Here is a 25,450-nt window from a genome sequence, read left to right on the forward strand (position 1 = left end):
TCAATGTTGTCTTACCGTGGTCAACGTGACCAATCGTACCAACGTTCACGTGTGGCTTGGTACGTTCGAATTTGCCTTTTGCCATGATGTTTTCCTTTATTGATACTGAAATGCCAATAAATAATTGTGTTATTCACAAATTACGCGACGCGGATGACACCATCCTGAAACGCCACTACTTAACCACAGATGCTATTAAGCCCTATGTTACGAAGCCTATGTCTTCATAGAGCAAAACTGGTGCCCATGGCGGGAATCGGACCCGCGACCTCTCCCTTACCAAGGGAGTGCTCTACCACTGAGCCACATGGGCGCTTCATGCAATCATTGCTGTTGGAGCGGGCGACGAGGTTCGAACTCGCGACATCTTGCTTGGAAGGCAAGTGCTCTACCAACTGAGCTACACCCGCAATATGCAGAACACCCAAGGAAGGCTCTCACCATCCCGCTTTTACTCAAAGCCCACAGACAGTAATTTGGTGGAGGGGGCTGGATTCGAACCAGCGTACTCTGAGAGAACGGATTTACAGTCCGTCGCCTTTAACCACTCGGCCACCCCTCCAAAATCGACCGCGATTATCGCGGCTAATTCAATCAGCGTCAATGCTAACTGTATTTAAATCTATGGTGCCGGGTATCGGAATCGAACTGATGACCTTCGCATTACAAGTGCGCTGCTCTACCAACTGAGCTAACCCGGCATTTCGGAAAGGCGCAACTATAGCACTTTTTTATTAGTTTTATCTAGTGCTTTGAGAAATTTTTTATTCTCAGCCAAAAAGATTGTGCATCATCAATGTGCCATTATTGTGATGGCAGGTTTTTACAAATACGCAAACTTACTTGACGACTTTAAGGTGGGATTTTTTTGCAGTACCAGGCTCGGATGTTTCAGGCTTGGGCAGTTCTGCGCTTCTTAATGGCTCAGGCGCATTGCCATCTGCAACTTCAAAGAACATGCCTTGGCTGTTTTCCCGGGCAAATACACCTGCTACACGCCCAATTGGCACATAAATATGCTGGGCGACACCACTGAAACGCGCTGAAAACACGACCGCATCATTATCAATATGCAGATCTTTTACTGCGGTGTAGTTAATATTCAGTACGATTTCACCATTTTTCACAAACGCCATTGGCACACGCGTATGCGCGTCCACCTTCACCAACAGATGTGGCGTCAATGCATTATCGACACACCATTCATGTATCGCGCGTATTAAATAGGCAGTGGTTGGAATCAATGTGCTCATACTGACTTTTCCTTGGAAAAACAGCGCGGGAAAATATCACCGCGCTGTGTATATGCGAACTAAAAATTACTTGCGCATGGCCTTTTCAGAAGGGGTCATTGCTTCGGCATACATAGGGCGGGAGAACAAACGCTCTGCATATTTCAGCAATGGTGCAGCCTGGTTAGGCAATTCAATGCCGTAATGACCCAAGCGCCATAACAATGGTGTAATGGCGACATCCAGCATGGAGTATTCATCACCCATCAAGTAGTTTTGCTTGCTGAAAATCGGCACCAGCTGTGTCAGATTATCGCGTATCACTTTGCGTGCGCGCTCAACTCTTTCATCTTCGCCAGATTCGATATCTTTAATGTGGTTAAACAGATCTTTTTCAAAGTTATAAAGATACAAACGTGCACGGGCGCGCATAACCGGGTCAGCCGGCATCAGTTGCGGATGCGGAAAGCGCTCGTCTATGTACTCATTAATAATATTGGCTTCTGACAATACCAGGTCACGCTCTACCAGCACCGGCACTTCGCCGTAAGGATTCAGTATGGCGAGGTCTTCAGTTTTGTTGGTGAGGTCAACATCAATGACTTCAAAGTCCATACCCTTTTCAAACAGCACGATACGGCAACGGTGGCTGTAAGGATCGACAGTGCCCGAATACAATCTCATCATAATCATTTTTCCCTATAAAAAAAGACACCAAGGCCAAGGCCCTGGTGTCGGACTTGGTTGCTGCTTACCGTATGTCTTTCCAGTATTCAGCTTTGATTTTCTTCACCAAGACTAACAGCACAGACAAGAACAGCAACACCGCTACACCAAGCCACAGACGGGATTGTTTAGCAGGCTCAGCCATAAATGCCATAAAGTTGGTTAAATCACCTGCAAACTGTTCATATTCTTCAGGACTCAATTTACCGGCTTTTTCCAGTTTCAGTGTATGTGTTTCATGATCCAGCACTTGCACGCCCTGCAGCTCATACAACACGTGTGGCATTGCCACTTTATCAAACACCAGGTTATTCCAGCCGGTTGGACGGCTGTCATCCTTGTAGAAACTACGCAGGTAGGCATACACCCAGTCAGCACCTCGTGCGCGCACTTCCACACTTAAATCCGGAGGTGCAGCACCAAACCATTTTTTGGCATCTTTCGGGTTCATGCTGACACGCATGGTCTCGCCAACCTTCTCACCGGCAAACAGCAAGTTATCCTTGATCTGCTTGTCGGTCAGGCCAATGTCCTGCAAACGGTTGTAACGCATGTAATTGGCACTATGACAGTTGAGGCAGTAGTTCACAAAAATCTTGGCCCCACGCTGCAAAGAAGCTTTATCACTCATGTTAATCGGTGCCGTTACATCAATATGCACCTCATTCGCTAAAGCAACGCCTGAAACCAGCAATGCCACACTGGCAAATGCCTGAATAAATAATTTCTTCATCATTTGTATGTCACCCTTTCCGGCACTGGTTTGGTTTTGTCTTTTTTGGTGTACCAGGGCATTAATACAAAATATGCAAAGTAAATCACCATACAAATACGGGCAACCACGGTCGCACGATCTGCGCGTCCCAACCATGGCCCGAATTGACCCCAGACATCGCCAGGAACAGTTCCCAGATAACCCAGAATGACGAAGCTAATGACGAAAGCAGTCAACCAGCGCTTGTACAATGCGCCACGGTAGCGAATCGACTTCACCGGACTTCTGTCCAACCAGGGCAAGAAAGCAAATGCAACAACTGACAAGCCCATCGCCACTACCCCAGGGAATTGTGAAATACCGATAGGCGGCACCGCACGCAAGATGGAGTAATAAGGTGTGAAGTACCATACTGGCGCAATGTGCGCCGGTGTTTTCAGCGGATCAGCAGGAATGAAGTTATTGGCCTCGAGGAAGTAACCACCCATTTCCGGCATAAAAAACACGATAGCGAAGAACACCATCAGGAACACCACCACACCTACCAGATCTTTCACTGAGTAGTATGGATGGAAAGGAATACCATCCAGTGGAATACCGGTTTCCTTGTCTTTATGCTTTTTGATCTCCACGCCGTCAGGGTTGTTGGAACCGACTTCATGCAAAGCCACAATATGCACGGCTACCAGACCCAACAACACCAATGGCAGCGCAATTACGTGGAATGCAAAGAAGCGGTTCAATGTCGCATCTGACACCAGGTAGTCACCACGCAACCATTCTGATAAATCCGGACCGATAAACGGCACGGTAGAGAACAGGTTCACAATCACTTGCGCGCCCCAGTAGGACATTTGACCCCATGGCAACAGGTAGCCGAAGAACGCCTCACCCATCAACACCAGGAAAATACCTACACCAAACAGCCAGATCAGTTCGCGTGGCGTCCTGTATGAACCATAGATAATGCCACGGAACATATGCAGGTAAACCACCACAAAAAACATGGAGGCGCCAGTCGAGTGCATGTAACGAATAATGTTTCCGCCAAATACGTCCCGCATGATGTATTCCACCGAAGCAAATGCTAATTCAGCATCCGGTTTGTAGTTCATGGTCAGGAAAATACCGGTGACGATTTGCAGCACCAATACTAATAAGGCCAATGAACCGAAGAAATACCAGAAGTTGAAATTTTTCGGTGCGTAATACTCGGTAAGGTGTCCTTTGATAGTACTGGTCAGTGGGAATCTGGCATCAACCCAGTCCAGCAAACCAGCGGCAATTGTATTTTTATTAGTTGCCATAATATTTAAGCCTCCGCCTTTTTGTCATCACCAATCAAAATGGTGGTTTCTGTCAGATATTGGTGTGGCGGAACAACCAGATTGGTTGGCGCTGGCGAGCCTTTAAACACCCGGCCAGTCAGGTCAAACTTGGATCCGTGGCATGGACATACAAAACCACCTGGCCAGTCAGCTGTTTGCGCAAAATTGTCATTTGGCGAACAACCCAGATGCGTACATGTACCCAACATCACCGCAAACTCTGGTTTAATCGCGCGCGCCTTGTTTTTACAATATTCAGGTTGCTGCGGCACTTCCATATTAGGATCAGACAAATCCCCATCATGCTTGTCCAATATGGCCATCATTTCAGGCGAGCGGCGCACAATCCACACCGGCTGACCGCGCCATTCGGCCGTCATTTTTTCGCCTGGTTTCAGCTTGCTGATATCTACTTCAACTGGTGCACCAGCGGCTTTGGCACGCTCACTAGGCAACATACTGCCGACAAATGGCACCGCCACAGCAGCGACACCGACAGCACCGGTGGCAGCAGTTGCTTTCACCAAAAAGTCGCGTTTTTGCAAATCCACCTCAGATGGCGCGCAAAACGACAAACAGTTGCTGTCAATTTTGTTTTCTGACATTGGCTTCCTTAATCTACCCTTTTGAGGTAACAGTGTGATCAAAACTTGAGTCGCGATTATACATTTTCCGCATACACAAGCCAAATTTAATTCAATAAGTGATTGATATTAATAAATTAAATAGGGTTTTCCACTTCTATGAAAATGTGCTCAATTGCGTAATTTTCTGCCAACCATTGCCCTAATGCCTTAATTCCGTAGCGTTCTGTGGCATGGTGTCCGGCTGCAATATACGCAGTGCCGGTTTCCTGCACTGTGTGCCAGGTAGGCTCGGAAACTTCACCACTGAGGAACACATCAATATTGGCAGTCACTGCTTGCTGAATATACGATTGCGCTGCACCAGTGCACCAGGCAACTGTGCGCACTTGCCGGTCAGGCTCGCCCAGGAGTTGCGCCTGGCGGTTTAACTGCTTGCTGACATGATTGCTTAGTTGTTGCAGCGAAATATCGTCAGGCAACACTGTCATCGGCAGCATGTTTTTATCATCAAGGTAGCGCACTATCGGCCAGCCCAGCACTTTACCCAACTGCACATTGTTGCCAACGTCGGTGTGCGCATCCAAAGGCAAATGGTAAGCAAGTAAGCTGATGTCGTGAGTCAATAACTGCTTGAGACGGTTTCGCTTCATTCCTGTGATTTCAGCAGGCTCGCCGCGCCAGAAATAACCATGATGCACCAGGATTGCATCTGCGTCCGCTTCAATCGCAGCATCAATCAATGCCTGGCTGGCAGTGACGCCGGTGACGATGCGCCGCACTTCTGGCCGCCCTTCCACCTGCAATCCATTCGGGCAATAGTCCTGAAATCTGACAACTTGCAAAAAATTAGCTAATTCACTAACAAGACGATTCAATTCCATCTCTGACTCTCATATACTAATCAACTATTAAGACAACCTTTTTCTGGCCGCCATGCGACAACTCTGGACTATCTTCTCACAAGCAGTCACCGTCTGCCTCGGTATTCTGTTTGTGATGAAATTATTTTATCCTAACCTGCTGATGCAGCCGAGCAATCAGAAGGTCATCATTAAAGAATCCAACTCCGGCATTCAAACCGCAGCCATCGCAAAAGCAGGCTATCGCAGCGCAGTAAGCAAAGCGACACCTTCTGTGGTCAATATCTTCACCACTGCACATATCAGCCAGGATCCGCATCGCGCGTTAAAAAATGATCCCTTGTTCCGCCATTTTTTCGGGGAAGAAATGGAAGAAGAAGATGAACAGCCTGAAAACAGTTTAGGCAGTGGCGTGATTGTGAGTGCTGATGGGCTGATTCTGACTAATAATCATGTGATCAGTTCGGCGGACCAGATCGAAGTGGCCTTAAGTGATGGCAGCAAGTCTTCCGCCACAGTGGTTGGTACAGACCCTGAGACTGATGTCGCCGTGCTTAAAATCGACCGCAAGAATTTACCTGCGATTACATTCAGCAATAGCGAGCAAATGAAGGTTGGCGATGTCGTGCTGGCGATTGGCAATCCCTTCGGCGTTGGTCAAACGGTTACCCAAGGGATTATCAGTGCACTTGGCCGCAACCATCTAGGCATTAATACGTTTGAGAATTTTATCCAGACGGATGCTTCTATCAACCCGGGCAACTCCGGTGGCGCCTTGATTGATATTAACGGCAACCTCATTGGCATCAACAGTGCCATTTATTCGCGCAATGGCGGCAGCATGGGCATAGGCTTTGCGATTCCGGTCAGCATCGCCCAGCAAGTCATGGAACAAATTACTTCCAGTGGATCGGTGACACGAGGCTGGATAGGCATAGAGGCGCAGGACATTACACCTGAGCTTGCCGAATCGTTTAATTTAAAAAATATTGATGGCTCGCTGATTGCGGGTGTGTTGCTTGATAGCCCAGCGGATAAAGCGGGCTTACGTCCTGGCGATATTCTCACAGCCATCGACAAAAAACCGGTGACCGACAGTCAGTCGATGTTGAATATTATCGCTATGCTCAAACCCCGCGAGAAAGCGACTTTATCTATTCTGCGTACGGGTAAAAAAATGGATATCGACCTTGTCGTGGGTAAGCGCCCACTGCCGAACAAGATACCGAAATAACTTATACAGAAGTTGTATCGCTGGTTCTCGGTGGTAACCAGCGCACTACCAGCAATCCAGATTCGTATAGTATCCATAATGGAATGGCAAGCATAAACTGGGAAACAATATCCGGTGGTGTAAAGATCGCTCCCACCACGAAGGCACCGACAACCACATAGCCGCGCGCCTCTTTCAGTTGCTCCAGTGTAACCCAACCCATCAATGCCATCAGCACAACAGCGACCGGCACTTCAAATGCAAAACCAAAAGCCATAAATAGGCCGATGACAAAATCCAGGTACTCCGCAATATCGGTCATCACCGCCACGCCTTGTGGTGCACTCCCGATTAAAAATCCGAATACCACTGGGAAAACCGCGAAATAGGCGAACGCCATGCCAATGAAAAACAGGAACAGCGATGCAACCAGCAAAGGCAGCATCATGCGCTTTTCGTGCGCATACAAACCTGGTGCCACAAATGCCCAGCACTGGTAAAGAATCCAAGGCAAAGCAACCAGGAACGCTGCCAGCATGGTCACTTTCATTGGCACAAAGAATGGTGTGGTGACAGCCGTGGCAATCATTTGCGCCCCCTGTGGCAACTTAGCCAGAAGTGGCGCGGCCAATAGGCTGTATAACTTATCGGCAAACGGAAACAGGCCGACAAATATAAGCAGCAAACCGATCACGGCACGCAACAGACGGTTGCGCAATTCAATCAGGTGGGAGATAAAGTTTTCGGTAGGCGTCATGAATGAACAATTACTTAAGATTTATGTTCATCGGTAAACATATCGGCCGTATCAATAGTGGCTTTCGGCTTTGTTTTGCGTGGACGAGGAACACTTGCACTAACAGGTGCCAAACTTTCTGGAGTAGCACTACCTTCTGAAGTAGCATCTTGTACAGTGGCTGACTGATTAAGCTCATCTGCCGCTTTAGAACGCCGAGGTGGTTTGATGACAGCTTGTTCTGACGTTAAATCTTTTACTTTAGCCTGACGGGGTTTGCGTGGCTTTTTTACGCTTTCCACCGAGGCTGGCTCGTTCACTTGTGATGTTGGCGGCAGAATACTTTGCTCAATATCGGCATAATTTTGCTGCAGGCTGGACTGCACTTCCTCCTGCAACTTTTGCAATTCTGCAAAGCGCGATTCACGATTCACTTCGTCTTTAACTTGCGTCACAAAGCGCTGCAAGCGCCCAAAAAAAGCGCCCGCAGTGCGGGCGACTTTTGGCAGTTTTTCCGGCCCGATCACTATCAATGCGACAATAGCAATCACCACCATTTCGGAAAAAGAAATATCAAACACAATGAATCGCTGTCGTTATTTATTTCTGTCAGACAACTCGTCGGGCTTGGATTCGCCTTTACCGTCATTCACGGCCTTTTTGAACTCATTCACCGCGCCGCCTACATCACTACCAATATTGCGCAGTTTCTTGGTACCAAATACCAGTACCACAATCAGCAACACGATCAACCAATGCCATAAACTAAAGCTTCCCATCACAATCTCCTCTAACTAGGTTGCGCTTACGCCGCTGCACCGCCACCATAGACATGCAAATGAATATGGAACACTTCCTGCCCACCTTCACGACCCACATTCATCAACGTTTTGTATCCTACCAGGCCTTGATCCGCCGCCAGTTTTGGCGCCAGCAACATCATTCCGCCCAGCAAATCCTGATCTTCAACAGTACAGTCTTTCAATGTTTCGATATGCTTTTTCGGCACAATCAAAAAATGCGTTTTAGCCATGGGACGGATGTCATGAAACGCAATGACATTACCGTCCTCATAAATAGTTTTTGAAGGAATGTTACCAGCCACGATCTTGCAAAAAACACAGTCTGCACTCATTCTGACCTGCTCGCTTTCTCCGCAATACCCGACAAACCTTCGCGACGTGCCAGTTCTTTCAGTACATCCTGCGCGCTCAAACCGACATGGCTCAGCATCACCAATGTATGGAACCACAAATCTGCGGTTTCATAAACGATTTCATCAGCATTGCCTCCTTTAGCAGCAATCACAGTTTCGGTCGCTTCCTCACCAATTTTCTTCAGGATACTGTCCAGGCCTTTGGCATACAGTCTGGCCACATATGAAGATGCAGGATCAGCAGATTTGCGCTGCTCCATTAATTCAGACAGCCGATCTAGTACATCACTCATGATAAATCACTTTCGGGTCTTTAATGACAGGCTCAACCGTCACCCAATCATCGCCTTGCAACTGTTGAAAAAAGCAATTGTGTCTTCCTGTATGACAGGCAATACCACCCTGTTGTTCAACTGTGAGCAAAACCACGTCATTGTCGCAGTCAAGGCGGATATCGTGCACGATTTGCGTATGCCCGGACTCTTCACCTTTGTGCCAGAGTTTGTTGCGCGAACGCGAGAAATATACGGCTTGACCAGTCTCGCGCGTCAGCTGTAAAGCTTCGCGGTTCATCCAGGCAAACATCAGAATCTTGCCTGAAGACTGTTCCTGTGCAATCACAGGCACAAGACCATCATCAGTCCAGGCCACTTGATCAAGCCAGTTCATCGTACTTCCAACCCGTGTTGACGCATATAGTCTTTCGCTTGCTGCACCGTGTATTCACCATAGTGAAAAATGCTGGCGGCCAGTACCGCATCCGCACCGCCCAGTGTCACACCATCCACCAAATGCTGAAGGTTACCCACACCACCGGATGCAATTAATGGCACCGCTACTGCATCACTAATCGCTCTGTTAAGTGGATTATTAAAACCGATCTTAGTACCGTCGCGGTCCATGCTGGTGACCAATAATTCGCCTGCACCCAGGCTGACCATCTTGCGAGCCCATTCAACAGCATCTAATCCGGTAGGATTACGGCCACCGTGGGTAAACACTTCCCACTCAAACGGCTTGTTATCCACTTTTTTGGCATCGATGGCAACAACGATACATTGTGAACCATAACGGCTCGCAGCATCTTCAACCACTTGGGGATTCAGCACTGCAGTTGTATTGATACTGACTTTGTCCGCACCGGCATTCAATAAACGCCTGACGTCTTCGACTTTGCGCACACCACCACCGACAGTGAGAGGAATAAATACTTTTTCTGCCACACGCTCGATAATATGCAGAATCAGGTCGCGGTCATCAGAACTGGCGGTGATATCGAGAAAGGTCAGTTCATCTGCCCCCTGCTCGTTGTAGCGCTGGGCAATTTCTACCGGGTCTCCGGCATCGCGCAGCTCAAGAAAGTTAACACCTTTAACCACACGGCCATTGGTGACATCCAGGCAGGGAATGATGCGTTTAGCACATCCCATTACGCGCTAAGCTCATCGGCCAGGGTCTGGGCTGCTGAGAAATCCAAAGTGCCTTCATAAATTGCACGACCGGTAATCGTACCGATAATACCTTCAGCCTGCACCGCGCATAATTTGCGCACATCATCAAGATTGGTAACACCTCCACTGGCAATCACTGGAATGGTCAAGGCTTGCGCCAAAGCGACAGTCGCTTCAATATTCACGCCATTGAGCATGCCGTCACGGCCAATATCAGTGTAGACGATGCTTTCCACACCGTAATCTTCAAATTTCTTTGCCAGGTCAATCACATCGTGACCAGTTAATTTTGACCAACCATCTACTGCAACTTTACCGTCTTTAGCATCGAGGCCAACCATGATTTGACCAGGAAATGCATAACACGCTTCATGCAGGAAACCCGGATTCTTGACGGCAGCGGTTCCAATAATGATGTAACTGATGCCGTCATCCAGATAACGCTCTATCGTATCCAGATCACGAATACCACCGCCAAGCTGGATAGGAATATCCCCTCCCACTGCAGCCACTATAGATTTAATCGCATTTTCATTAATCGGCTTACCGGCAAATGCGCCATTCAAATCAACCAGGTGCAAGCGTTTGCCGCCCTGGTCTACCCAATGCCTGGCCATCGCCGCAGGGTCTTCAGAAAATATGGTGGACTCTTCCATCAGCCCCTGCTTCAAACGTACGCAGTGACCATCTTTTAAATCAATTGCCGGGATAATTAACATGCTGTTTTAATGTAGATATGTAACGGGTTTGGACAAAATTTAGGGAAACGCACTTATGGTTTCCAGTTTACAAAATTACGTAAAAGTTGCAAGCCTGATTCTGCACTCTTTTCCGGGTGAAATTGCACGGCAAACACATTGTCGCGTGCAATGGCACATGTATAGTCAAACGGATAAGCCGTTGTAGCTGCGGTAAGCGCCGCTTCGGCAGGGTCTACATAATAACTATGCACATAATAAAAGCGCGCCTGGTCAGGAATATCTTGCCACATGGCATGCGCGTCGGCTTGGTGCACCTGGCTCCAACCCATGTGCGGCACTTTTAATTTGGCACCCTGGATATCCACCATTTTATCGGCAGGGAAACGTTTCACTTCGCCTGGATAAATACCCAGACCAGGCACGTCGCCTTCTTCAGAATGCTCAAACAGCATTTGCAAACCGATACAAATACCAAAAAATGGCTTTTCACGGGTAGCTTCAACCACTGCCTGGCGTAAACCACGCATATCCAGTTCACGTATACAGTCAGGCATCGCACCTTGCCCGGGAAACACTACACGCTCAGCTGCAGCAATTAATTCCGGGTCACTGGTGATCTCTATACTCACCTCTGGCGCCACCGCCTTCAAGGCATTCGCCACGGATCTTAAATTACCCATGCCGTAATCAACAACGGCCACTTGCAAACGATTCATGGTTTGACTATCAACTTTTTAACGAGTAACTTTAAACGAGCGTCTTTGTAAGAAGCGATTTTTATAACGAGCCTTTGGTGGATGGCATCATACCGGCCATGCGCAGATCAGGCGTGATTGCCATGCGCAATGCACGGCCAAATGCCTTGAAAATGGTTTCGGCCTGGTGGTGCGCATTGTGTCCTTTAAGGTTATCAATGTGCAAGGTGATCAGTGAGTGATTGACAAATCCCTGAAAAAACTCGTAGAACAGGTCGGCATCGAACTCACCTATCATGGCGCGCACAAACTTGCAGTCAAACTCCAGTCCCGGACGGCCGGATAAATCCAGCACTACGCGGCTTAATGCTTCATCCAATGGCACATAGCTATGACCATAGCGCGTAATCCCTTTTTTATCACCTAGCGCCTTTGAAAAAGCCTGACCGAGGGTGATACCAATATCTTCCACAGTGTGGTGACCGTCAATATGCAAATCACCTTTGGCGTGCACTTTCAAGTCGATCATGCCATGACGGGCAATTTGATCAAGCATGTGGTCCAGAAAGCCCAATCCACTTTTTAAGTCCGACTGACCTGTACCGTCCAGGTTGATCGCAACAGTAATTTGGGTTTCGAGAGTATTGCGCGTAACTTCAGCTTGGCGTGACATAGTGGGAAAAGGTAATCACAGGGATTTAGCAAATAATACAGGCATTTTACAGCAAGTCTTAACGGCCTGGCAAAATCTGTGGTGTAAAAACAAAAAAGCAGTCCGCAAGGACTGCTTTTTTAGTCTGATTACTATCCGGAGATAGTAAGGAGATTAGTTAGTTGCAGCTGGAGCTTCTGCAGCAGGTGCAGTTTCTTCAGTTGTTGCAGCTGGAGCAGCTTCTTCAGTGACTGGCGCTTCGGCAGCAGGCGCTTCAGCAGCTGGAGCAGCTTCTTCAGTTACTGGAGTTTCAGCAGCAGGTGCAGCTTCTTCAGATTTTTTGCCCAACAAAGAGAATACCAATACTGCAGCAACCGCAGCGATGATCCATGGCAGCAATTTGTTACCGCCTTTTGCAGAAGTACTAGCACCGTGAGCGATCTTAGTGATTTCAGAAGCAGCAGCAGCAGGATCAGCGGCACCATAGATAGCAGCACCAGCAACAACGATGTCAGCGCCAGCGTCAACTACTTGTTTAGTCGTTGCAGCTTTAACACCACCAGCAACAGATACTTTAGCACCTGTTTTCAAGCCTGAAACCAGGCCCAGGTCAGCAAATGGAGTGTGGCCAGCAGCTTGTTGATCCAAACCTGTATGCACACCAATGATGTGTGCACCCAGTTTAACAACTTCCAGAGTGCGGGCTTTTTTGTCTTTAACGTTGATCAGGTCGATTTGTGCTTCTTTGCCATATTTGTTAGCAGCATCGATTACACCTTTGATCGTACCAGCATCAGCAGTACCCAAAACGGTACAAATGTCAGCACCTGCTTTGTAGAATGGCTCAGCTTCGTAGAAGCCAGCATCCATGGTTTTCAGGTCAACCAAAATTTTGTTGTTAGGGAATTTAGTACGCAATGCTTTCAACAGTTCGATACCGTTATGCTTGATACAAGGCGTACCAATTTCCAGGATATCAACATGTGGCGCTACTTTAGCCGCCAAAGCGATTGTTGCGTCAAAATCCAATGAGTCTAATGCCATCTGGGTTTGTGCCATTTTTCTTCCTCCGAGTTTGCTCTATTTTAAATCCAATGAACTTTTGCGCAGCAATGATGCAAACGCAACCCTCACTGCACATTATGTACAATAGCGTGCATCATAACCGTATTTCAAACAAAATGACAATATTGCGACACATTTTTTTGTACCGCGATAGAATCATTTAAGCGATGTTAGCGGTTAGATTGATGCTGATACTTTGATTTTAGCGACATCAGATACTTAAAAATGATTTCAATGCCTGTATCAATGCGTCATTTTGCATGTTATTCCCTACCGTGATTCGCAAAAAGTCTGCAATTCTGGCAGGTTTTTTGAAATGCCTGACGAGCACGGCATGTTCGCGCAATTTTGCAGCGATTTCTTCACCCGCCTGTTGTGAATGCCGTGCAAAGATAAAATTTGCACCTGATGGCAAGATATCAAAGCCTAGTGATTGCATTTGCGTGACTAATTGTTCGCGCGAAGCAATTACCTGTTGTCGTGTTTGCTGGAAATAAGCTTCATCTTGTAAAGCAGCAACTGCTCCGGCTTCAGCGAATCTATCGATAGGATAAGAGTTAAAACTATCTTTCACCCTTATCAAGGCTTCAATCAAATTTGCATCGCCCACAGCGTACCCCACTCTAAGTCCGGCTAATGAGCGGGATTTTGAATATGTATGCGTTACTAACAAATTGGGATAGCTTTTTATTAACGCTACCGCTGATTCAGTGCCAAAATCGACATAAGCTTCATCAACTACAACTACCGAGTCTTTATTGGCTTGCAGTAAACGTTCAATCTCAGCCAAGGGCAGTGGAATGCCTGTTGGCGCATTCGGATTCGGGAAAATAATGCCGCCGTTTGGGCGAGAATAATCGTCGATATCAATTTCAAACTGATCGTTCAGCGGAACGGTTTCATACTGAATGCCATACAAACCACAATACACCGGATAAAAACTGTAAGTGATATCAGGAAACAGCAAAGGCGAATCGTGCTTAAGCAAAGCCTGGAACACATGCGCCAATACTTCATCGGAACCATTACCGACAAATACTTGATTGACCTGCAAGCCATGATATTCAGCAATCGCGGCTTTCATACGGCTGGAATCCGGATCAGGATACAGGCGCAAACTATCCGCCGCTTCAGCCTGCAATGCTGCAATCACCTTGGGGCTGGGCCCGTACGGATTCTCGTTGGTGTTCAGTTTGATCAGGTTTTGAATCTTGGGTTGCTCGCCTGGCACATAGGGTGTCAGGGTATGCACGATCGGGCTCCACAATTTACTCATCTGCCAGCCTTATTTCAAACGGTACTCAGCGCTGCGTGCGTGCGCTTGCAAGCCTTCGCCGTAGGCTAACGTCGCTGCGACCTTACCTAGAGTTTGCGCGCCTTCGCTGGAAACCATGATCAGGCTTGAGCGTTTCTGGAAATCATAAACACCCAATGGCGAACTGAAGCGTGCCGTACGTGAAGTCGGTAACACGTGGTTTGGCCCGGCACAATAATCACCCAGGGCTTCGCAGGTATCACGGCCCATGAAAATGGCACCAGCGTGCTTCACCTTTTTACTATAAGCGAGTGCGTCATCCATTGATAACTCCAAGTGCTCCGGCGCAATGAAGTTACAAATGTCGGCAGCCTCTTCCAAATCTTTTACCTGGATCAATGCACCGCGGTTTTGCAGCGAAGTGCGGATAATTTCCTGGCGTGGCATGTCAGTGACTTGCCGCTCTATGCTCGCCTGCACCTGATCCAAAAATTCAGCACTCGGGGAAAGCAGAATCGCTTGCGCTAACTCATCGTGCTCGGCTTGGCTGAACAAATCCATCGCTGTCCAGTCCGGGTTACTTTTACCATCACTGATCACCAGAATCTCTGACGGCCCAGCGACCATATCAATACCGACCACGCCAAATACGCGGCGTTTGGCCGCGGCTACATAAGCATTTCCCGGGCCGACAATTTTATCCACTTGCGGCACCGTCTCTGTACCATAAGCCAGGGCGCCAACCGCTTGCGCACCACCGATACAAAATACGCGAGTCACTCCGCATACGGCTGCGGCCGCCAATACCAATGGATTTTTCTCACCGTTAGGCGTTGGCACCACCATAATCAACTCCTGTACACCGGCCACCTTCGCTGGAATGGCATTCATCAGCACAGAAGATGGATACGCTGCTTTACCGCCTGGCACATACAAGCCTACGCGATCCAGTGACGTCACTTGCTGACCCAGCAAAGTGCCATCCGGCTCGGTGTATTGCCAGGATTGCATGACTTGTTTCTCGTGGTAGCTACGCACGCGGTTCGCTGCCGTTTGCAATGCTTCACGCTGTTCAGCTGGCAAACCATCTAGCGCAGCTTGCAATTCGGACTGCGGGATTTCCAGTTGCGTCAGGCTATCCGCATTGGTTTTATCAAAACGGTTGGTGTATTCCAGCACTGCGGCATCACCGCGTGCTTTAACATCCTTGAGGATATTGGCAACCACCTGGTCGATGTTATCGTCCTGTGCGGTTTCAAATGCCAGCAAGGCTTTCAGTTCGCTCTGGAAATCAGCAGATTGGGTAGATAAACGTTTAATCTTCATATCTTTAAATGTGTCGTAATGACATTAGTCTTTCATGATCGCACTGGCAAAACTGTCGATAATTGGTTGCAACGAAGGGCGATTCACCTTGTAAGAAGCCTGATTTACAACCAGGCGCGAACTGATCGCACCGATCTCCTCCACCGCCTTTAGCTTGTTGGCACGCAAGGTACCACCGGTGCTGACTAAATCCACGATCGCATCCGCCAAACCTACCAAAGGACCCAACTCCATTGAGCCATACAACTTAATCAGGTCGACATGCATGCCTTTGGCGGCAAAATGCTCACGTGCCGTTTTGACATATTTTGTGACAACTTTCAGGCGTGCACCCTGGCGGATACTGGCTTCATAATCAAAGTCTTCGCGCACGGCTACCATCATTTTGCATCTGGCTATATTCAAATCCAGCGGCTGGTACAAGCCTTCCCCGCCATGCTCATCCAGCACATCCTTACCGGCAATACCGATATCAGCCGCACCATATTGCACATAGGTTGGTACATCCGTGGCGCGGACAATAATCAATCGCACGTCTTCACGATTGGTTGGCAAGATCAGCTTGCGTGAAGATTCCGGATCTTCCAGCGACTGTATGCCTGCAGCAGCCAGCAATGGTGTGGTTTCTTCAAAAATTCGCCCTTTACTGAGCGCGATAGTAATCATGATTTATTTAACCTGCGTATCATTTAATGTGGACTGTAGGGTTGGTTTAGCCTAATTCGACCTGCGGACTTTAGCGCCCAATTGATTGAGCTTTTCTTCCAGCCGTTCGTAACCTCGGTCAAGGTGGTAGATGCGGTCAATCACCGTCTCACCATCTGCCACCAATCCTGCCAGCACCAGTCCTGCAGAGGCACGTAAGTCAGTCGCCATGACATTGGCACCTTCGAGTGCAGAAATACCTTTGACCACTGCGGTATTACCTTGCACTTCAATATTGGCACCCATGCGCTGCAACTCTTGCACATGCATAAAGCGGTTTTCAAAAATGGTTTCCACCACCGTAGATACGCCATCAGCGATGGTATTCATCGCCATAAACTGCGCCTGCATATCTGTAGGGAAAGCCGGATGCGGTGCAGTGCGAATATTAATCGCTTTCAACTGGCCGTTACTCCTGACCGTAATACTGTTGGGATCACTGCTGATCTCTGCCCCAGCTTCACGCAGTTTTTCGATGACTGCTTCCAGTAAATCTGGTCGCGCATTTTTCAATGTCACTTCACCGCCGGTCATCGCGGCGGCAACCATGTAAGTGCCCGCTTCAATCCGGTCGCAAACAATGTGGTGCTCGGCACCCGTCAGTCGTTCCACGCCCTCGATGGTGATGGTATCTGTTCCAGCGCCACTGATTTTTGCACCCATCTTGTTCAGGCATTCTGCCAGATCCACCACTTCTGGCTCTTTGGCAGCATTTTCCAACACAGTTGTGCCTTGCGCCAGCGCCGCAGCCATCATCAGATTTTCAGTGCCGGTGACGGTGACCATATCCATATAATAAGTGGCACCCTGCAAGCGGCGATTTGGTAGATGCAATGTGCTGGCCTGGATATAGCCATGCGTAATATGCATGGCAGCACCCATGGCTTGCAAACCCTTGATATGCAAATCTACCGGACGCGAGCCAATGGCACAGCCGCCTGGCAATGAAACGCGGGCAGTGCCGAAACGTGCCAGCAATGGGCCAAGTACCAGTATAGAGGCACGCATGGTTTTCACCATTTCGTAAGTTGCTTCAAACGAAGCTACATCACTGGCATCCAGCGTAACTCGGTCATTGTCTTTTCCGACTTTCACGCCCATGGTGTCTAGCAACTTAAGCGTAGAAGCTACGTCCCGTAATTCGGGAACACCGGTCAATACCAGCGGCGTTTCAGCCAGTAACCCTGCACATAGAATCGGTAACGCAGCATTCTTTGCGCCGGAAATCACAACTTCGCCGCGCAAAGGCACGCCGCCTTCAATAATCAGTTTATCCAAGATTATGCTTCCGACAACAGCGTTTGCAACTCACCGCTCTGGTACATGCTACGCATAATGTCGGCACCGCCGATAAACTCACCTTTTACGTATAATTGCGGAATCGTAGGCCAGTTAGCATATTGCTTGATGCCTTCACGGATATCCATGTCCTGCAAAACATCAATGGCGACGAATTCAGCGCCACAGGCATCCAGGATCTGGGTCGCCACATTTGAAAAGCCACACTGTGGGAATTCCGGGCTACCTTTCATATACAGCACCACTTTGTTATTGGTTACTGTGTCTTTAATTTTTGCTTGCGCGTCCATATTTTCTCCAATCAATTCCGTTAAAACACAGTTTATGCTTGCTGCATTTGCTGCCACTGTGTCGGGGTATATGTTTGCAAGGCCAGCGCATGAATCTCCGCACGCATACGGTCACCCAATGCGGCGTACACCATTTGATGCTGCTGTACCATGCGTTTACCTTCAAATAAAGAGCTGACGACCACCGCATCAAAATGCGTTCCGTCGTCTCCGTTGACCTTTATATAATCGCATTCCAACCCACTCAGGATATACGATTGCAATTGAGCTGCTGTTAACACAAAACCTCGCTTTTATTTCAATTCGGCCAGGTATCAAATGCAAGGCTTGCGCCTGCTTTTCACCTTTGCCTGAGCCAGTTAACTACGTAATTTATAACCGGATTTTAACATCTTTAGGCAACCCCACGCTAATGCCAGCAGAAACACGCCTACAACGCTGACGCTTAGCCATGGCGAGACATCGCCCTGCCCAAAAAACCCGTACCTGAACCCATCAATCATGTAGAAAAACGGGTTAAGTTGCGAGACGGCTTGCCAGAATGGCGGCAAGGAATGGATAGAGTAAAACACCCCAGATAAAAACGTCAGCGGCATAATCACAAAGTTCTGGAAAGCTGCCATCTGGTCAAACTTATCCGCCCAGATACCGGCAATGACACCAAAAGTCCCCAGTAGCGCACTGCCCAGCAAAGCAAATGTAATGATCCACCATGGGTGCACAGTAGGCACATCCACAAAACACAGCGCCACCAGATAAATGCTAAAACCGACTACGAGACCACGAATCATTGACGCCGCCAGGAACGCTACAAAAAATTCCATATAAGTCAGCGGCGTAAGCATCAGGAAGATAATATTGCCCATCACTTTCGACTGGATCAGGCTCGACGAGCTATTAGCAAAAGCATTCTGCAGCAGAGACATCATCATTAGCCCCGGCACCAGAAAAGCCGTGTAGCTGACTTGGTCGTAGACTTTCACATGTGATTCCAGCACATGTGAAAAAATCAGCAGGTACAGCAATGCTGTCATGATAGGTGACGCAATGGTTTGAAAAGCCACCCGCCAGAAGCGCAGCATCTCTTTTTTGAACAAAGTATAGACGCCACGCCTGCGCGAGCTGATATGGCTGTCCAGCCAGTAGAAAGGGTTTAGCCAAGTTAAAAGTGATTTCATTATGCCTGACCTCCATGACTACCCACGAGATTCAGGAACACATCTTCTAAATCCACTTCTTGCAATTGCATATCCTTTACCGTAACTTGCGCCTGGCGCAGGGCAGATAAAATCGTTTCAACCTGTGCAATTTCTGATAAATTGAAAATAACCAAATCTTCCTTCTGGTGCTTGATGAAAGTATGCAGATGCGCCGGCACCGTGCCTTCGAGACGCAATATCAGCTGCTTGGCAGCATGGCTACGTAACAACTGCTGCGTAGTATCCAGTGCCACAATCTTGCCACTCTTCATCATCGCGATGCGCTCACAGAGTGTTTCCGCCTCTTCCAGATAATGCGTGGTCAGGATAATGGTATGGCCCTGCTGGTTAAGCTTCTGGATAAATCCCCAGAGCATTTGGCGCAACTCAACATCAACTCCCGCAGTTGGTTCATCAAGCACAATGACAGGCGGTTTATGTGCAAGTGCCTGCGCAATCAGGGCACGGCGTTTCATACCACCGGACAGTTGACGCATATTGGTATGTGCTTTATCGGTGAGCCCCAGACCTTCAATCACTTCATCCACCCAGGCATCGTTTTCCGGGCCACAGCCAAAATATCCCGCCTGGAAACGCATCATTTCGCGAACATTAAAAAATGGGTCAAACACTAGCTCCTGCGGTACAACGCCTAAGGCCATCCGCGCTTGTTGATACGATGTTTGCACATCGTGGCCCATGATGCTGATCTGGCCACTAGTTGGCTTGATAAGACCGGACAGCAGATTGATGAGTGTCGATTTACCGGCACCATTCGGCCCTAACAAAGCGAAGAATTCCCCCGGCTCTATGGTCAGGTCGATGCCACGCAATGCTTCAAACGCACCAAAATGCTTGGTTATTCCTTGAATTTTTACGGCTGCCACCACGGTGTTGCCTTTCACTATCCTAAAAAAACGAAACCCCACCTCTATGCAGAGCTGGGGTTTTCTGACTTGAGTGTTTGGTTAATTTAACAAGAAACTATCCACACCATATAACTGCATCAAACTACGCAGGTTGTCAGGCACCCCCACCACCGAGACTGACCCGGCCTGAGCGTGCTCATGATGAAACTGTCGCTGAATCTCGAAGATCAGGCTAACGGCCACCGTATCCACCTCTTCCACTTTGGAAAAATCCAAAGTCAATGGCGGATCAAGGCGTAACTTCTGCAACTGAGCCAAAGCATCATTGATGTTATTGATCAACAAATCTCCGCTAAAGCTCAATGTATTCTCTTGTTGCGTAATAGTTGCCACGATGACCCTTTGAGATAATTATTTACCAGTAGCGGCTTTGTTTTTTTCAGCCAGCTTTTTGTTCAAACTGTCCAAACCGTTCTGGCGGATTTCTTGTGCGAACTGGCTGCGATAGTTTGTCACCAGGCTGACACTTTCGATCACGATATCGAACACTTTCCAGTCTTCGCCTTTTTTACTCAAAGTGTAGTCGACAGAAATCGGCTCGCCACCTGGTTGCTGAATAGCTGTTTTCACAGTTGCGGTTTCTGCGCCAGCTTCCTGACGGAAAGGCTTGTATTCGATGGTCTGGTTTTTATATTTGGACAAAGCAGTCGCATAAGTACGCAGCAACAGCGTCTTAAACTCAGCCTGGAAAGCTGATTGTTGCTCAGGTGTCGCTTTTGTCCAGTTTTTACCCAAAACTAAACGTGATACTTTATCAAAATCGAAGTTTGGCAGAATTTTTTCTTCAGCCAAGGCAAAAATCTTTTGCTGGTTGCCAGCCTGGATATCCTTGTCAGACTTGATGACATCAATCACATCATCCGCAGTTTTCTTCACCAGTTGATCCGGTGCCAAACCCGCAAATGCAACACCAGTTACCAGCCACATGGCACAAGCCATCCACCATTTTTTCATCGAATTCCCTTTATCAAGCATTTAAATTACTTACCAATTTTGTCCAATGGACTTGCATCTAACGCATCAGCACCAGTTTCGGTTGATGTCGCAGCGGTATTCGCCGGTTTGTCATCATTTTCAGTGGCTTTGCTATACAAAAACTGACTGATCAATTTTTCCAGGACCACGGCGTCTTGTGTCTGAATAATTTTATCGCCATTTTTCAAGCTGTTTTCATCGCCACCAGCTTCCAGACCTACGTATTGCTCACCCAATAAACCCGCAGTGTAAATATTCGCGAAAGTATCTTTAGGGAAGCTGAAGCGTTTGTCGATGTTGAGACTCACAACGGCTTCATAAGTTTTAGGATCCAGCTTAATTCCTTCAACACGGCCCACCACTACGCCAGCGCTTTTAATTGGCGCACGTGGTTTAAGACCACCAATATTCTCAAAGTTCGCCGTGACCATATAAGTTTCACCAATATTTGTGGTCGTCAGGTTGCCTACTTTCATGGCCAGTCCCAGCAAAGCTGCAAAACCCATTGCCACAAAAATCCCCACCCATAAATCAATTGTTGTTTTTTCCATTGCTGCTCCTCACGAATGCTCTTGATCTAGTATTTTTCTAGCCAAGCATGAACGCCGTTAATATAAAATCCAGTGCCAATACTGCCAGTGACGATGTGACCACCGTACGTGTTGTTGCCCGGCTGACGCCTTCTGCCGTTGGCGGAGCGTCGTAGCCTTCAAACAAGGCAATCATCGTACATGCCACACCAAATACCAAGCTTTTGAAAACGCCATTCAGAATGTCATATTCCCAATCTACATTGGCCTGCATCTGCGACCAGAAAGAACCGGCATCCACGCCGATCAAGGGCACGGCAACCATATAGCCACCAAGAATACCCATCATGGTAAATAACGTGGCAAGGATAGGCATGGCGATCACTCCCGCCCAGAACCTGGGGGCGATCACGCGCGCAATCGGGCTGACCGCCATCATCTCCATTGCAGAAAGCTGCTCAGTCGCTTTCATCAGGCCGATTTCGGCTGTAATGGCAGTACCGGCGCGACCGGCGAATAGCAGTGCAGTCACCACCGGACCAAGTTCACGCACCAAAGCCAGTGCAACCAATACACCGATGGCTTCTGATGAACCGTATTTTTGTAGTGTATGGTAGCCTTGCAAAGCCAGCACCATACCGACGAAGAATGCCGATACCAGAATGATGATCAGCGACAACACGCCGGTGAAATAGACTTCGCGTATCGTTAAGCGGAAACGGCGGAAACTTTCCCCGGAAGAAACCAGTGTTAACCCAAACAATCTGGCACCAGCGCCAAACCGCCACATCTTGTTAATAAAGCCTGCGCCAAGATTTTTGAGCAGCCGTTCGATTTTACGCATTAACGTGCCCCTCTCAACAAACTGGCATGATATTCAGGCGCCGCGTAGTGGAATGGTACCGGACCATCTTTTTCGCCATGCACAAACTGGTGTACAAACGGCATTTCGGACTTGCGCAAATCTTCAGGCGTACCTTCAGCGGCAACGACGCCATTTGCCACAAAATATACATAGTCCGCAAACTGGAAGGTTTCTTCCACATCATGCGTGACGATGATAGAAGTTGCGCCCAAGGCATCATTAAGGCTGCGGATCAAATCACAGATCACTGCCATCGAAATCGGATCCAGTCCGGCAAAGGGCTCGTCATACATGATAATGCTGGGATCCAGCGCAATCGCCCTAGCCAAAGCCACGCGTCGCGCCATCCCGCCAGATAACTCGGTCGGGCGTAACGCATGCGCCCCGCGCAAGCCCACGGCATTCAGCTTCATCAGTACAAGGTCGCGAATCATGCTTTCCGGTAAATCGGTATGCTCACGAATCGGGAAAGCCACATTCTCAAACACGGACAAATCGGTGAACAGAGCCCCATGCTGAAACAGCATGCCCATTTTCCTGCGCAAACGGTAAATACCGTCACGGTCTTGTTTGTGTACTATTTCGCCACTTACTTGCACCTCACCTTTGGTCGGTTTAAGTTGACCGCCTATCAGGCGCAACAAAGTGGTTTTACCACTACCGCTACCTCCCATAATCGCAATCACCTTACCTTTAGGAAAGGTCATATTGATGCCGTGATGCAGCAATTTACCTTTGTAACCAAAGGAAAGATCTTTTATTTCTACGATTGATTGGGCCATGTGGTTGGATTCTTTTGCAAGCGGCTCTCATTCTAAATCAGAAACCGTTGAGAATTCTGTATGTAAAACGTATAAAACAAAAAGCCCGTAAAACAGGCTTTTTGCGTTAAAGATGTGTTGTATTCTACACTAAAAACTCATGCAAACTAAGTAGGGCGTGGCTGGTTGAGGTGTTGCCTCACCCACTCCTTGTGTACCATTGACCAATATCCTCATCACGCCAGTATTACCGGCACCATCATCCAGCATTGTGTCGAGCTGAGTGGCATATCTGCCAAGAATTCCGTCCGAACACATGGCATGCGCGCTGTTAAAAGTATTCGCGCTGACCGCACCTAAAGCATCAACACTAGTGACACCCACCCTGCCACCTTCACTGTTGCGCGGAATATATTGCGTACTGCCCGTGTCAGTAGCACCAGTGGCCAATCCACCTAGGCGCAAATGTTGCCACAACAAGAAAGACTCATCAGTGGCAGTATCCGAATTCCAGGCGCCTTGTATCAAACCGTTTTGTGTTTGACCAGCAGTGGTGGCGCTAGTACCGCCATTTAAATGTGTGCCGGCGGCATGATCATCACCCGGCAAAACGCGAAACCGGTCCTGATAGCCATAAAAGTAAGTTGGGATATTCCTGAAATCGCTAGCCAGACTCTTCACTTTTGCATTGGCGATTAACTCCTGCCCACGCATCACGCCTGCCAGCAATAAACCTGCAATTACCAGAACAATTGCCAATTCAATCAAACTAAACCCATGTTGCCTCTTCATTTGAATTCTCCTGTTATTTATTTTTAAAAGCATTTATATGCTGAATCGAGCTTTCATAAACGATTCAACGCTCAAAATATTAACATTTATTAATAAAAATAAACATTAGTTAATTTTAAGCTTTGATTTTTTTTGGAGTATTCAAACAAAAAGGGCAAACGTTCAACGCCTGCCCTTCTTTAGAATTACTTTTTAAAATTTTATCTTTTGATAAAGTTTTCTATCCCAAACTTTCACACTATAAAGTGCCGTATGAATGCAATCCACTCAGGAACATATTCACACCAAGGAAAGCAAAGGTTGTAACCAGCAAGCCAACCAACGCCCACCAGGCCAATACGGTTCCGCGCAAGCCTTTCATCAGGCGCAAGTGTAACCAGGCTGCATAGTTAAGCCAGACGATTAGCGCCCAAGTCTCTTTGGGATCCCAGGACCAATAACCGCCCCAGGCCTCTGCCGCCCACATCGCACCCAGAATAGTGGCAATGGTAAAGAAGGCAAAGCCGATGGCAATCGCTTTGTACATCAGGTCATCCAGCACATGAAGTGCAGGTAAACGGCTGGCCAGCACTCCCTTTTTAACCAGCAAATAAGCGCCCGCAACCATGGCTGCTAATGAGAAAGCACCGTAACCGATAAAATTAGCCGGGACGTGGATTTTCATCCAGTAACTTTGTAGTGCCGGCACCAAAGGCTGGATTTCATTCGCATGACGATCAAAGGTATACCAGAGGATAAAACCAACGGCGGCGTTGATCACCACCAGCACAAAACCACCCAGCTGACGGGTTTTGAATAGCTGCTCATAATGCAAATAAAGCAAGGCAGTAATCAGGCAAAACAGGATAAATACTTCGTACAAATTGCTGATAGGTATATGGCCAATATCAGGTGCGATCAAATAAGACTCATACCAGCGCACCATCAGCCCGACAAAGCCAAACAAGGTTGCCGACCAGGTCAAGGCCGAAGCCACTTTTGCAGTAAATTCCGAGCGCTGAAACAGTGCCAGCCAGTAAGTAAGCATTGCGAGTACGAACAATACATTCATCCACATCACTGCCGATTGGCTGGAAAGCAAGAACTTGAGCAGGAAACGTTGTCCGCCATTCGCAAGGTCACCCTGATAAGTGTAAACACCCAGCAAACTGATAATCGCAACACCAAGTACCAGCCTGGCAATCGCCGACCAGCGCCAGCCCAGATAACTGAAAACGCCAACTGCTCCAAACAGAAAGCCAACTTCGTAAATATCCATGTAACCAGCGTAACGCTGGTAAGAAAACAATCCGCCTGCCAGCAGCAACACCGCGTATAACCAGTCATACGTGGTCAGCGTTTGCCAGAACGAAGGTTGTTTAGTCCATGATGGTGATGTGTTCATCGCATTCCCCTTTATGTACGGAC

General features: G+C 48.0%; 34 protein-coding genes and 4 tRNA genes. 1 reads left to right on the top strand and 37 read right to left on the bottom strand.

Going from position 1 to position 25,450, the window contains the following annotated elements:
* The 11 genes from ASG34_RS14165 to ASG34_RS09860 all read right to left on the bottom strand — a co-directional run.
* The coding region (locus tag ASG34_RS14165; RefSeq protein WP_042615313.1) for a GTP-binding protein at window positions 1–85 on the bottom strand (85 nt) is incomplete at its 3' end.
* 153 nt (window positions 86–238) lie between these two features.
* Window positions 239–313: transfer RNA gene (locus ASG34_RS09815), tRNA-Thr, on the bottom strand.
* A gap of 21 nt (window positions 314–334) precedes the next feature.
* A tRNA-Gly gene (locus tag ASG34_RS09820) sits at window positions 335–410 on the bottom strand.
* Between the two features lie 67 nt (window positions 411–477).
* Window positions 478–562 (bottom strand) — tRNA-Tyr (locus tag ASG34_RS09825).
* A gap of 63 nt (window positions 563–625) precedes the next feature.
* Window positions 626–701 (bottom strand) — tRNA-Thr (locus ASG34_RS09830).
* A gap of 138 nt (window positions 702–839) precedes the next feature.
* Window positions 840–1,253, bottom strand: a complete 414-nt coding sequence (locus ASG34_RS09835) for a ClpXP protease specificity-enhancing factor (RefSeq protein ID WP_055830049.1) — start codon at window positions 1,251–1,253, stop codon at window positions 840–842.
* A 66-nt stretch (window positions 1,254–1,319) separates the two neighbouring features.
* Complete coding sequence (locus ASG34_RS09840; protein WP_055830862.1) at window positions 1,320–1,919, bottom strand: glutathione S-transferase N-terminal domain-containing protein; 600 nt, start codon at window positions 1,917–1,919, stop codon at window positions 1,320–1,322.
* A 64-nt stretch (window positions 1,920–1,983) separates the two neighbouring features.
* Window positions 1,984–2,694 (bottom strand): cytochrome c1, encoded by a 711-nt coding sequence (locus ASG34_RS09845; protein ID WP_200934440.1) that lies wholly within the window; start codon window positions 2,692–2,694, stop codon window positions 1,984–1,986.
* Entirely contained in the window at window positions 2,691–3,980 is a 1,290-nt protein-coding gene (locus ASG34_RS09850) for a cytochrome b (protein WP_055830051.1), read from the bottom strand. Before ASG34_RS09850 ends, ASG34_RS09845 begins: the two co-directional genes overlap by 4 nt.
* 5 nt (window positions 3,981–3,985) lie before the next feature.
* Window positions 3,986–4,606: a ubiquinol-cytochrome c reductase iron-sulfur subunit gene (gene petA, locus ASG34_RS09855; RefSeq protein ID WP_055830053.1), complete on the bottom strand. Its 621-nt coding sequence runs from the start codon at window positions 4,604–4,606 to the stop codon at window positions 3,986–3,988.
* Between the two features lie 116 nt (window positions 4,607–4,722).
* Window positions 4,723–5,469: a Nif3-like dinuclear metal center hexameric protein gene (locus ASG34_RS09860; RefSeq protein ID WP_055830055.1), complete on the bottom strand. Its 747-nt coding sequence runs from the start codon at window positions 5,467–5,469 to the stop codon at window positions 4,723–4,725.
* A 52-nt stretch (window positions 5,470–5,521) separates the two neighbouring features.
* Here ASG34_RS09860 and ASG34_RS09865 point away from each other — a divergent pair, with 52 nt between their 5' ends.
* Complete coding sequence (locus tag ASG34_RS09865; RefSeq protein WP_055830057.1) at window positions 5,522–6,682, top strand: S1C family serine protease; 1,161 nt, start codon at window positions 5,522–5,524, stop codon at window positions 6,680–6,682.
* Between the two features lies 1 nt (window position 6,683).
* On the opposite strand, the gene tatC is transcribed toward ASG34_RS09865, so the two are convergent.
* The 26 genes from tatC to ccsB all read right to left on the bottom strand — a co-directional run bounded on the left by tatC (window position 6,684) and on the right by ccsB (window position 25,427).
* Window positions 6,684–7,418: a twin-arginine translocase subunit TatC gene (tatC, locus tag ASG34_RS09870; protein ID WP_055830059.1), complete on the bottom strand. Its 735-nt coding sequence runs from the start codon at window positions 7,416–7,418 to the stop codon at window positions 6,684–6,686.
* Window positions 7,419–7,432: 14 nt separating this feature from the next.
* The gene (gene tatB, locus ASG34_RS14275; protein WP_082504868.1) at window positions 7,433–7,978 is read right to left on the bottom strand and encodes a Sec-independent protein translocase protein TatB; all 546 of its coding nucleotides are present in this window, start codon (window positions 7,976–7,978) and stop codon (window positions 7,433–7,435) included.
* Between the two features lie 15 nt (window positions 7,979–7,993).
* Entirely contained in the window at window positions 7,994–8,176 is a 183-nt protein-coding gene (gene tatA / locus ASG34_RS09880) for a Sec-independent protein translocase subunit TatA (RefSeq protein WP_055830061.1), read from the bottom strand.
* 26 nt (window positions 8,177–8,202) lie between these two features.
* Window positions 8,203–8,532: a histidine triad nucleotide-binding protein gene (locus ASG34_RS09885; protein WP_055830062.1), complete on the bottom strand. Its 330-nt coding sequence runs from the start codon at window positions 8,530–8,532 to the stop codon at window positions 8,203–8,205.
* On the bottom strand, window positions 8,529–8,846 hold the full coding sequence (locus ASG34_RS09890) for a phosphoribosyl-ATP diphosphatase (protein WP_055830064.1): 318 nt from the start codon (window positions 8,844–8,846) through the stop codon (window positions 8,529–8,531). Before ASG34_RS09890 ends, ASG34_RS09885 begins: the two co-directional genes overlap by 4 nt.
* On the bottom strand, window positions 8,839–9,222 hold the full coding sequence (gene hisI, locus ASG34_RS09895; RefSeq protein WP_055830067.1) for a phosphoribosyl-AMP cyclohydrolase: 384 nt from the start codon (window positions 9,220–9,222) through the stop codon (window positions 8,839–8,841). Before hisI ends, ASG34_RS09890 begins: the two co-directional genes overlap by 8 nt.
* On the bottom strand, window positions 9,219–9,983 hold the full coding sequence (gene hisF, locus ASG34_RS09900; RefSeq protein WP_055830069.1) for an imidazole glycerol phosphate synthase subunit HisF: 765 nt from the start codon (window positions 9,981–9,983) through the stop codon (window positions 9,219–9,221). Before hisF ends, hisI begins: the two co-directional genes overlap by 4 nt.
* Window positions 9,983–10,723 carry a 1-(5-phosphoribosyl)-5-[(5-phosphoribosylamino)methylideneamino]imidazole-4-carboxamide isomerase gene (gene hisA / locus ASG34_RS09905; protein WP_055830071.1) on the bottom strand — a complete coding sequence of 247 codons (741 nt, stop codon included), beginning with the start codon at window positions 10,721–10,723 and terminating at the stop codon, window positions 9,983–9,985. Before hisA ends, hisF begins: the two co-directional genes overlap by 1 nt.
* 53 nt (window positions 10,724–10,776) lie before the next feature.
* On the bottom strand, window positions 10,777–11,421 hold the full coding sequence (gene hisH / locus ASG34_RS09910) for an imidazole glycerol phosphate synthase subunit HisH (protein WP_055830073.1): 645 nt from the start codon (window positions 11,419–11,421) through the stop codon (window positions 10,777–10,779).
* A 61-nt stretch (window positions 11,422–11,482) separates the two neighbouring features.
* The gene (hisB, locus tag ASG34_RS09915) at window positions 11,483–12,073 is read right to left on the bottom strand and encodes an imidazoleglycerol-phosphate dehydratase HisB (protein WP_055830074.1); all 591 of its coding nucleotides are present in this window, start codon (window positions 12,071–12,073) and stop codon (window positions 11,483–11,485) included.
* A gap of 153 nt (window positions 12,074–12,226) precedes the next feature.
* Window positions 12,227–13,111, bottom strand: coding sequence for a 3-hexulose-6-phosphate synthase (gene hxlA, locus ASG34_RS09920; RefSeq protein WP_055830076.1), 885 nt, complete (start codon window positions 13,109–13,111; stop codon window positions 12,227–12,229).
* 217 nt (window positions 13,112–13,328) lie between these two features.
* On the bottom strand, window positions 13,329–14,393 hold the full coding sequence (gene hisC / locus ASG34_RS09925) for a histidinol-phosphate transaminase (protein WP_055830079.1): 1,065 nt from the start codon (window positions 14,391–14,393) through the stop codon (window positions 13,329–13,331).
* Window positions 14,394–14,402: 9 nt separating this feature from the next.
* Window positions 14,403–15,698, bottom strand: a complete 1,296-nt coding sequence (hisD, locus tag ASG34_RS09930; protein WP_055830080.1) for a histidinol dehydrogenase — start codon at window positions 15,696–15,698, stop codon at window positions 14,403–14,405.
* Window positions 15,699–15,722: 24 nt separating this feature from the next.
* Window positions 15,723–16,364: an ATP phosphoribosyltransferase gene (gene hisG / locus ASG34_RS09935; RefSeq protein ID WP_055830082.1), complete on the bottom strand. Its 642-nt coding sequence runs from the start codon at window positions 16,362–16,364 to the stop codon at window positions 15,723–15,725.
* Between the two features lie 51 nt (window positions 16,365–16,415).
* Complete coding sequence (gene murA / locus ASG34_RS09940) at window positions 16,416–17,681, bottom strand: UDP-N-acetylglucosamine 1-carboxyvinyltransferase (RefSeq protein ID WP_055830084.1); 1,266 nt, start codon at window positions 17,679–17,681, stop codon at window positions 16,416–16,418.
* 2 nt (window positions 17,682–17,683) lie between these two features.
* Window positions 17,684–17,992, bottom strand: coding sequence for a Grx4 family monothiol glutaredoxin (grxD, locus tag ASG34_RS09945; RefSeq protein ID WP_055830086.1), 309 nt, complete (start codon window positions 17,990–17,992; stop codon window positions 17,684–17,686).
* 32 nt (window positions 17,993–18,024) lie between these two features.
* Complete coding sequence (locus ASG34_RS09950; RefSeq protein ID WP_055830088.1) at window positions 18,025–18,273, bottom strand: BolA family protein; 249 nt, start codon at window positions 18,271–18,273, stop codon at window positions 18,025–18,027.
* A gap of 78 nt (window positions 18,274–18,351) precedes the next feature.
* A complete protein-coding gene (locus ASG34_RS09955) occupies window positions 18,352–19,170 on the bottom strand; it encodes an ABC transporter permease (protein WP_055830090.1) in 819 nt (272 codons plus the stop codon).
* Window positions 19,170–20,081 (bottom strand): ABC transporter ATP-binding protein, encoded by a 912-nt coding sequence (locus ASG34_RS09960; RefSeq protein ID WP_200934441.1) that lies wholly within the window; start codon window positions 20,079–20,081, stop codon window positions 19,170–19,172. The genes ASG34_RS09955 and ASG34_RS09960 overlap by 1 nt, the downstream gene beginning before the upstream one ends.
* A 78-nt stretch (window positions 20,082–20,159) precedes the next feature.
* Window positions 20,160–20,453: an STAS domain-containing protein gene (locus tag ASG34_RS09965; protein WP_088178521.1), complete on the bottom strand. Its 294-nt coding sequence runs from the start codon at window positions 20,451–20,453 to the stop codon at window positions 20,160–20,162.
* Window positions 20,454–20,471: 18 nt separating this feature from the next.
* On the bottom strand, window positions 20,472–21,074 hold the full coding sequence (locus tag ASG34_RS09970; RefSeq protein WP_200934442.1) for an MlaC/ttg2D family ABC transporter substrate-binding protein: 603 nt from the start codon (window positions 21,072–21,074) through the stop codon (window positions 20,472–20,474).
* Window positions 21,075–21,100: 26 nt separating this feature from the next.
* Window positions 21,101–21,646 carry an outer membrane lipid asymmetry maintenance protein MlaD gene (gene mlaD, locus ASG34_RS09975; RefSeq protein ID WP_055830103.1) on the bottom strand — a complete coding sequence of 182 codons (546 nt, stop codon included), beginning with the start codon at window positions 21,644–21,646 and terminating at the stop codon, window positions 21,101–21,103.
* A gap of 37 nt (window positions 21,647–21,683) precedes the next feature.
* On the bottom strand, window positions 21,684–22,469 hold the full coding sequence (gene mlaE / locus ASG34_RS09980; protein ID WP_055830104.1) for a lipid asymmetry maintenance ABC transporter permease subunit MlaE: 786 nt from the start codon (window positions 22,467–22,469) through the stop codon (window positions 21,684–21,686).
* Complete coding sequence (locus ASG34_RS09985; protein ID WP_055830106.1) at window positions 22,469–23,272, bottom strand: ABC transporter ATP-binding protein; 804 nt, start codon at window positions 23,270–23,272, stop codon at window positions 22,469–22,471. Before ASG34_RS09985 ends, mlaE begins: the two co-directional genes overlap by 1 nt.
* A 129-nt stretch (window positions 23,273–23,401) precedes the next feature.
* On the bottom strand, window positions 23,402–24,043 hold the full coding sequence (locus ASG34_RS09990; RefSeq protein WP_055830107.1) for a type II secretion system protein: 642 nt from the start codon (window positions 24,041–24,043) through the stop codon (window positions 23,402–23,404).
* 238 nt (window positions 24,044–24,281) lie between these two features.
* Complete coding sequence (ccsB, locus tag ASG34_RS09995; protein ID WP_055830108.1) at window positions 24,282–25,427, bottom strand: c-type cytochrome biogenesis protein CcsB; 1,146 nt, start codon at window positions 25,425–25,427, stop codon at window positions 24,282–24,284.
* Between the last annotated feature and the right edge of the window lie 23 nt (window positions 25,428–25,450).

This window comes from Methylophilus sp. Leaf416 (assembly GCF_001424665.1).
GTDB lineage: Bacteria > Pseudomonadota > Gammaproteobacteria > Burkholderiales > Methylophilaceae > Methylophilus.

Bases quoted from the DNA above. Each gene is read 5' to 3' on its own strand.
- mlaD (WP_055830103.1), bottom strand. From the start codon at position 21,646: ATGGAAAAAACAACAATTGATTTATGGGTGGGGATTTTTGTGGCAATG.
- ASG34_RS09850 (WP_055830051.1), bottom strand. From the start codon at position 3,980: ATGGCAACTAATAAAAATACAATTGCCGCTGGTTTGCTGGACTGGGTT.
- tatC (WP_055830059.1), bottom strand. From the start codon at position 7,418: ATGACGCCTACCGAAAACTTTATCTCCCACCTGATTGAATTGCGCAAC.
- hisB (WP_055830074.1), bottom strand. From the start codon at position 12,073: ATGTCACGCCAAGCTGAAGTTACGCGCAATACTCTCGAAACCCAAATT.
- hisD (WP_055830080.1), bottom strand. From the start codon at position 15,698: ATGAAGATTAAACGTTTATCTACCCAATCTGCTGATTTCCAGAGCGAA.
- ASG34_RS09885 (WP_055830062.1), bottom strand. From the start codon at position 8,532: ATGAGTGCAGACTGTGTTTTTTGCAAGATCGTGGCTGGTAACATTCCT.
- ASG34_RS09955 (WP_055830090.1), bottom strand. From the start codon at position 19,170: ATGAAATCACTTTTAACTTGGCTAAACCCTTTCTACTGGCTGGACAGC.
- grxD (WP_055830086.1), bottom strand. From the start codon at position 17,992: ATGGACGCGCAAGCAAAAATTAAAGACACAGTAACCAATAACAAAGTG.
- tatA (WP_055830061.1), bottom strand. From the start codon at position 8,176: ATGGGAAGCTTTAGTTTATGGCATTGGTTGATCGTGTTGCTGATTGTG.
- ASG34_RS09865 (WP_055830057.1), top strand. From the start codon at position 5,522: ATGCGACAACTCTGGACTATCTTCTCACAAGCAGTCACCGTCTGCCTC.
- ASG34_RS09890 (WP_055830064.1), bottom strand. From the start codon at position 8,846: ATGAGTGATGTACTAGATCGGCTGTCTGAATTAATGGAGCAGCGCAAA.
- ccsB (WP_055830108.1), bottom strand. From the start codon at position 25,427: ATGAACACATCACCATCATGGACTAAACAACCTTCGTTCTGGCAAACG.
- hisF (WP_055830069.1), bottom strand. From the start codon at position 9,983: ATGGGATGTGCTAAACGCATCATTCCCTGCCTGGATGTCACCAATGGC.
- ASG34_RS09985 (WP_055830106.1), bottom strand. From the start codon at position 23,272: ATGGCCCAATCAATCGTAGAAATAAAAGATCTTTCCTTTGGTTACAAA.
- hisC (WP_055830079.1), bottom strand. From the start codon at position 14,393: ATGAGTAAATTGTGGAGCCCGATCGTGCATACCCTGACACCCTATGTG.
- petA (WP_055830053.1), bottom strand. From the start codon at position 4,606: ATGTCAGAAAACAAAATTGACAGCAACTGTTTGTCGTTTTGCGCGCCA.
- hisI (WP_055830067.1), bottom strand. From the start codon at position 9,222: ATGAACTGGCTTGATCAAGTGGCCTGGACTGATGATGGTCTTGTGCCT.
- ASG34_RS09835 (WP_055830049.1), bottom strand. From the start codon at position 1,253: ATGAGCACATTGATTCCAACCACTGCCTATTTAATACGCGCGATACAT.
- ASG34_RS09990 (WP_055830107.1), bottom strand. From the start codon at position 24,043: ATGAAGAGGCAACATGGGTTTAGTTTGATTGAATTGGCAATTGTTCTG.
- hisG (WP_055830082.1), bottom strand. From the start codon at position 16,364: ATGATTACTATCGCGCTCAGTAAAGGGCGAATTTTTGAAGAAACCACA.
- hisH (WP_055830073.1), bottom strand. From the start codon at position 11,421: ATGAATCGTTTGCAAGTGGCCGTTGTTGATTACGGCATGGGTAATTTA.
- ASG34_RS09845 (WP_200934440.1), bottom strand. From the start codon at position 2,694: ATGATGAAGAAATTATTTATTCAGGCATTTGCCAGTGTGGCATTGCTG.
- hisA (WP_055830071.1), bottom strand. From the start codon at position 10,723: ATGTTAATTATCCCGGCAATTGATTTAAAAGATGGTCACTGCGTACGT.
- mlaE (WP_055830104.1), bottom strand. From the start codon at position 22,469: ATGCGTAAAATCGAACGGCTGCTCAAAAATCTTGGCGCAGGCTTTATT.
- ASG34_RS09840 (WP_055830862.1), bottom strand. From the start codon at position 1,919: ATGATGAGATTGTATTCGGGCACTGTCGATCCTTACAGCCACCGTTGC.
- ASG34_RS09970 (WP_200934442.1), bottom strand. From the start codon at position 21,074: ATGAAAAAATGGTGGATGGCTTGTGCCATGTGGCTGGTAACTGGTGTT.
- ASG34_RS09860 (WP_055830055.1), bottom strand. From the start codon at position 5,469: ATGGAATTGAATCGTCTTGTTAGTGAATTAGCTAATTTTTTGCAAGTT.
- hxlA (WP_055830076.1), bottom strand. From the start codon at position 13,111: ATGGCACAAACCCAGATGGCATTAGACTCATTGGATTTTGACGCAACA.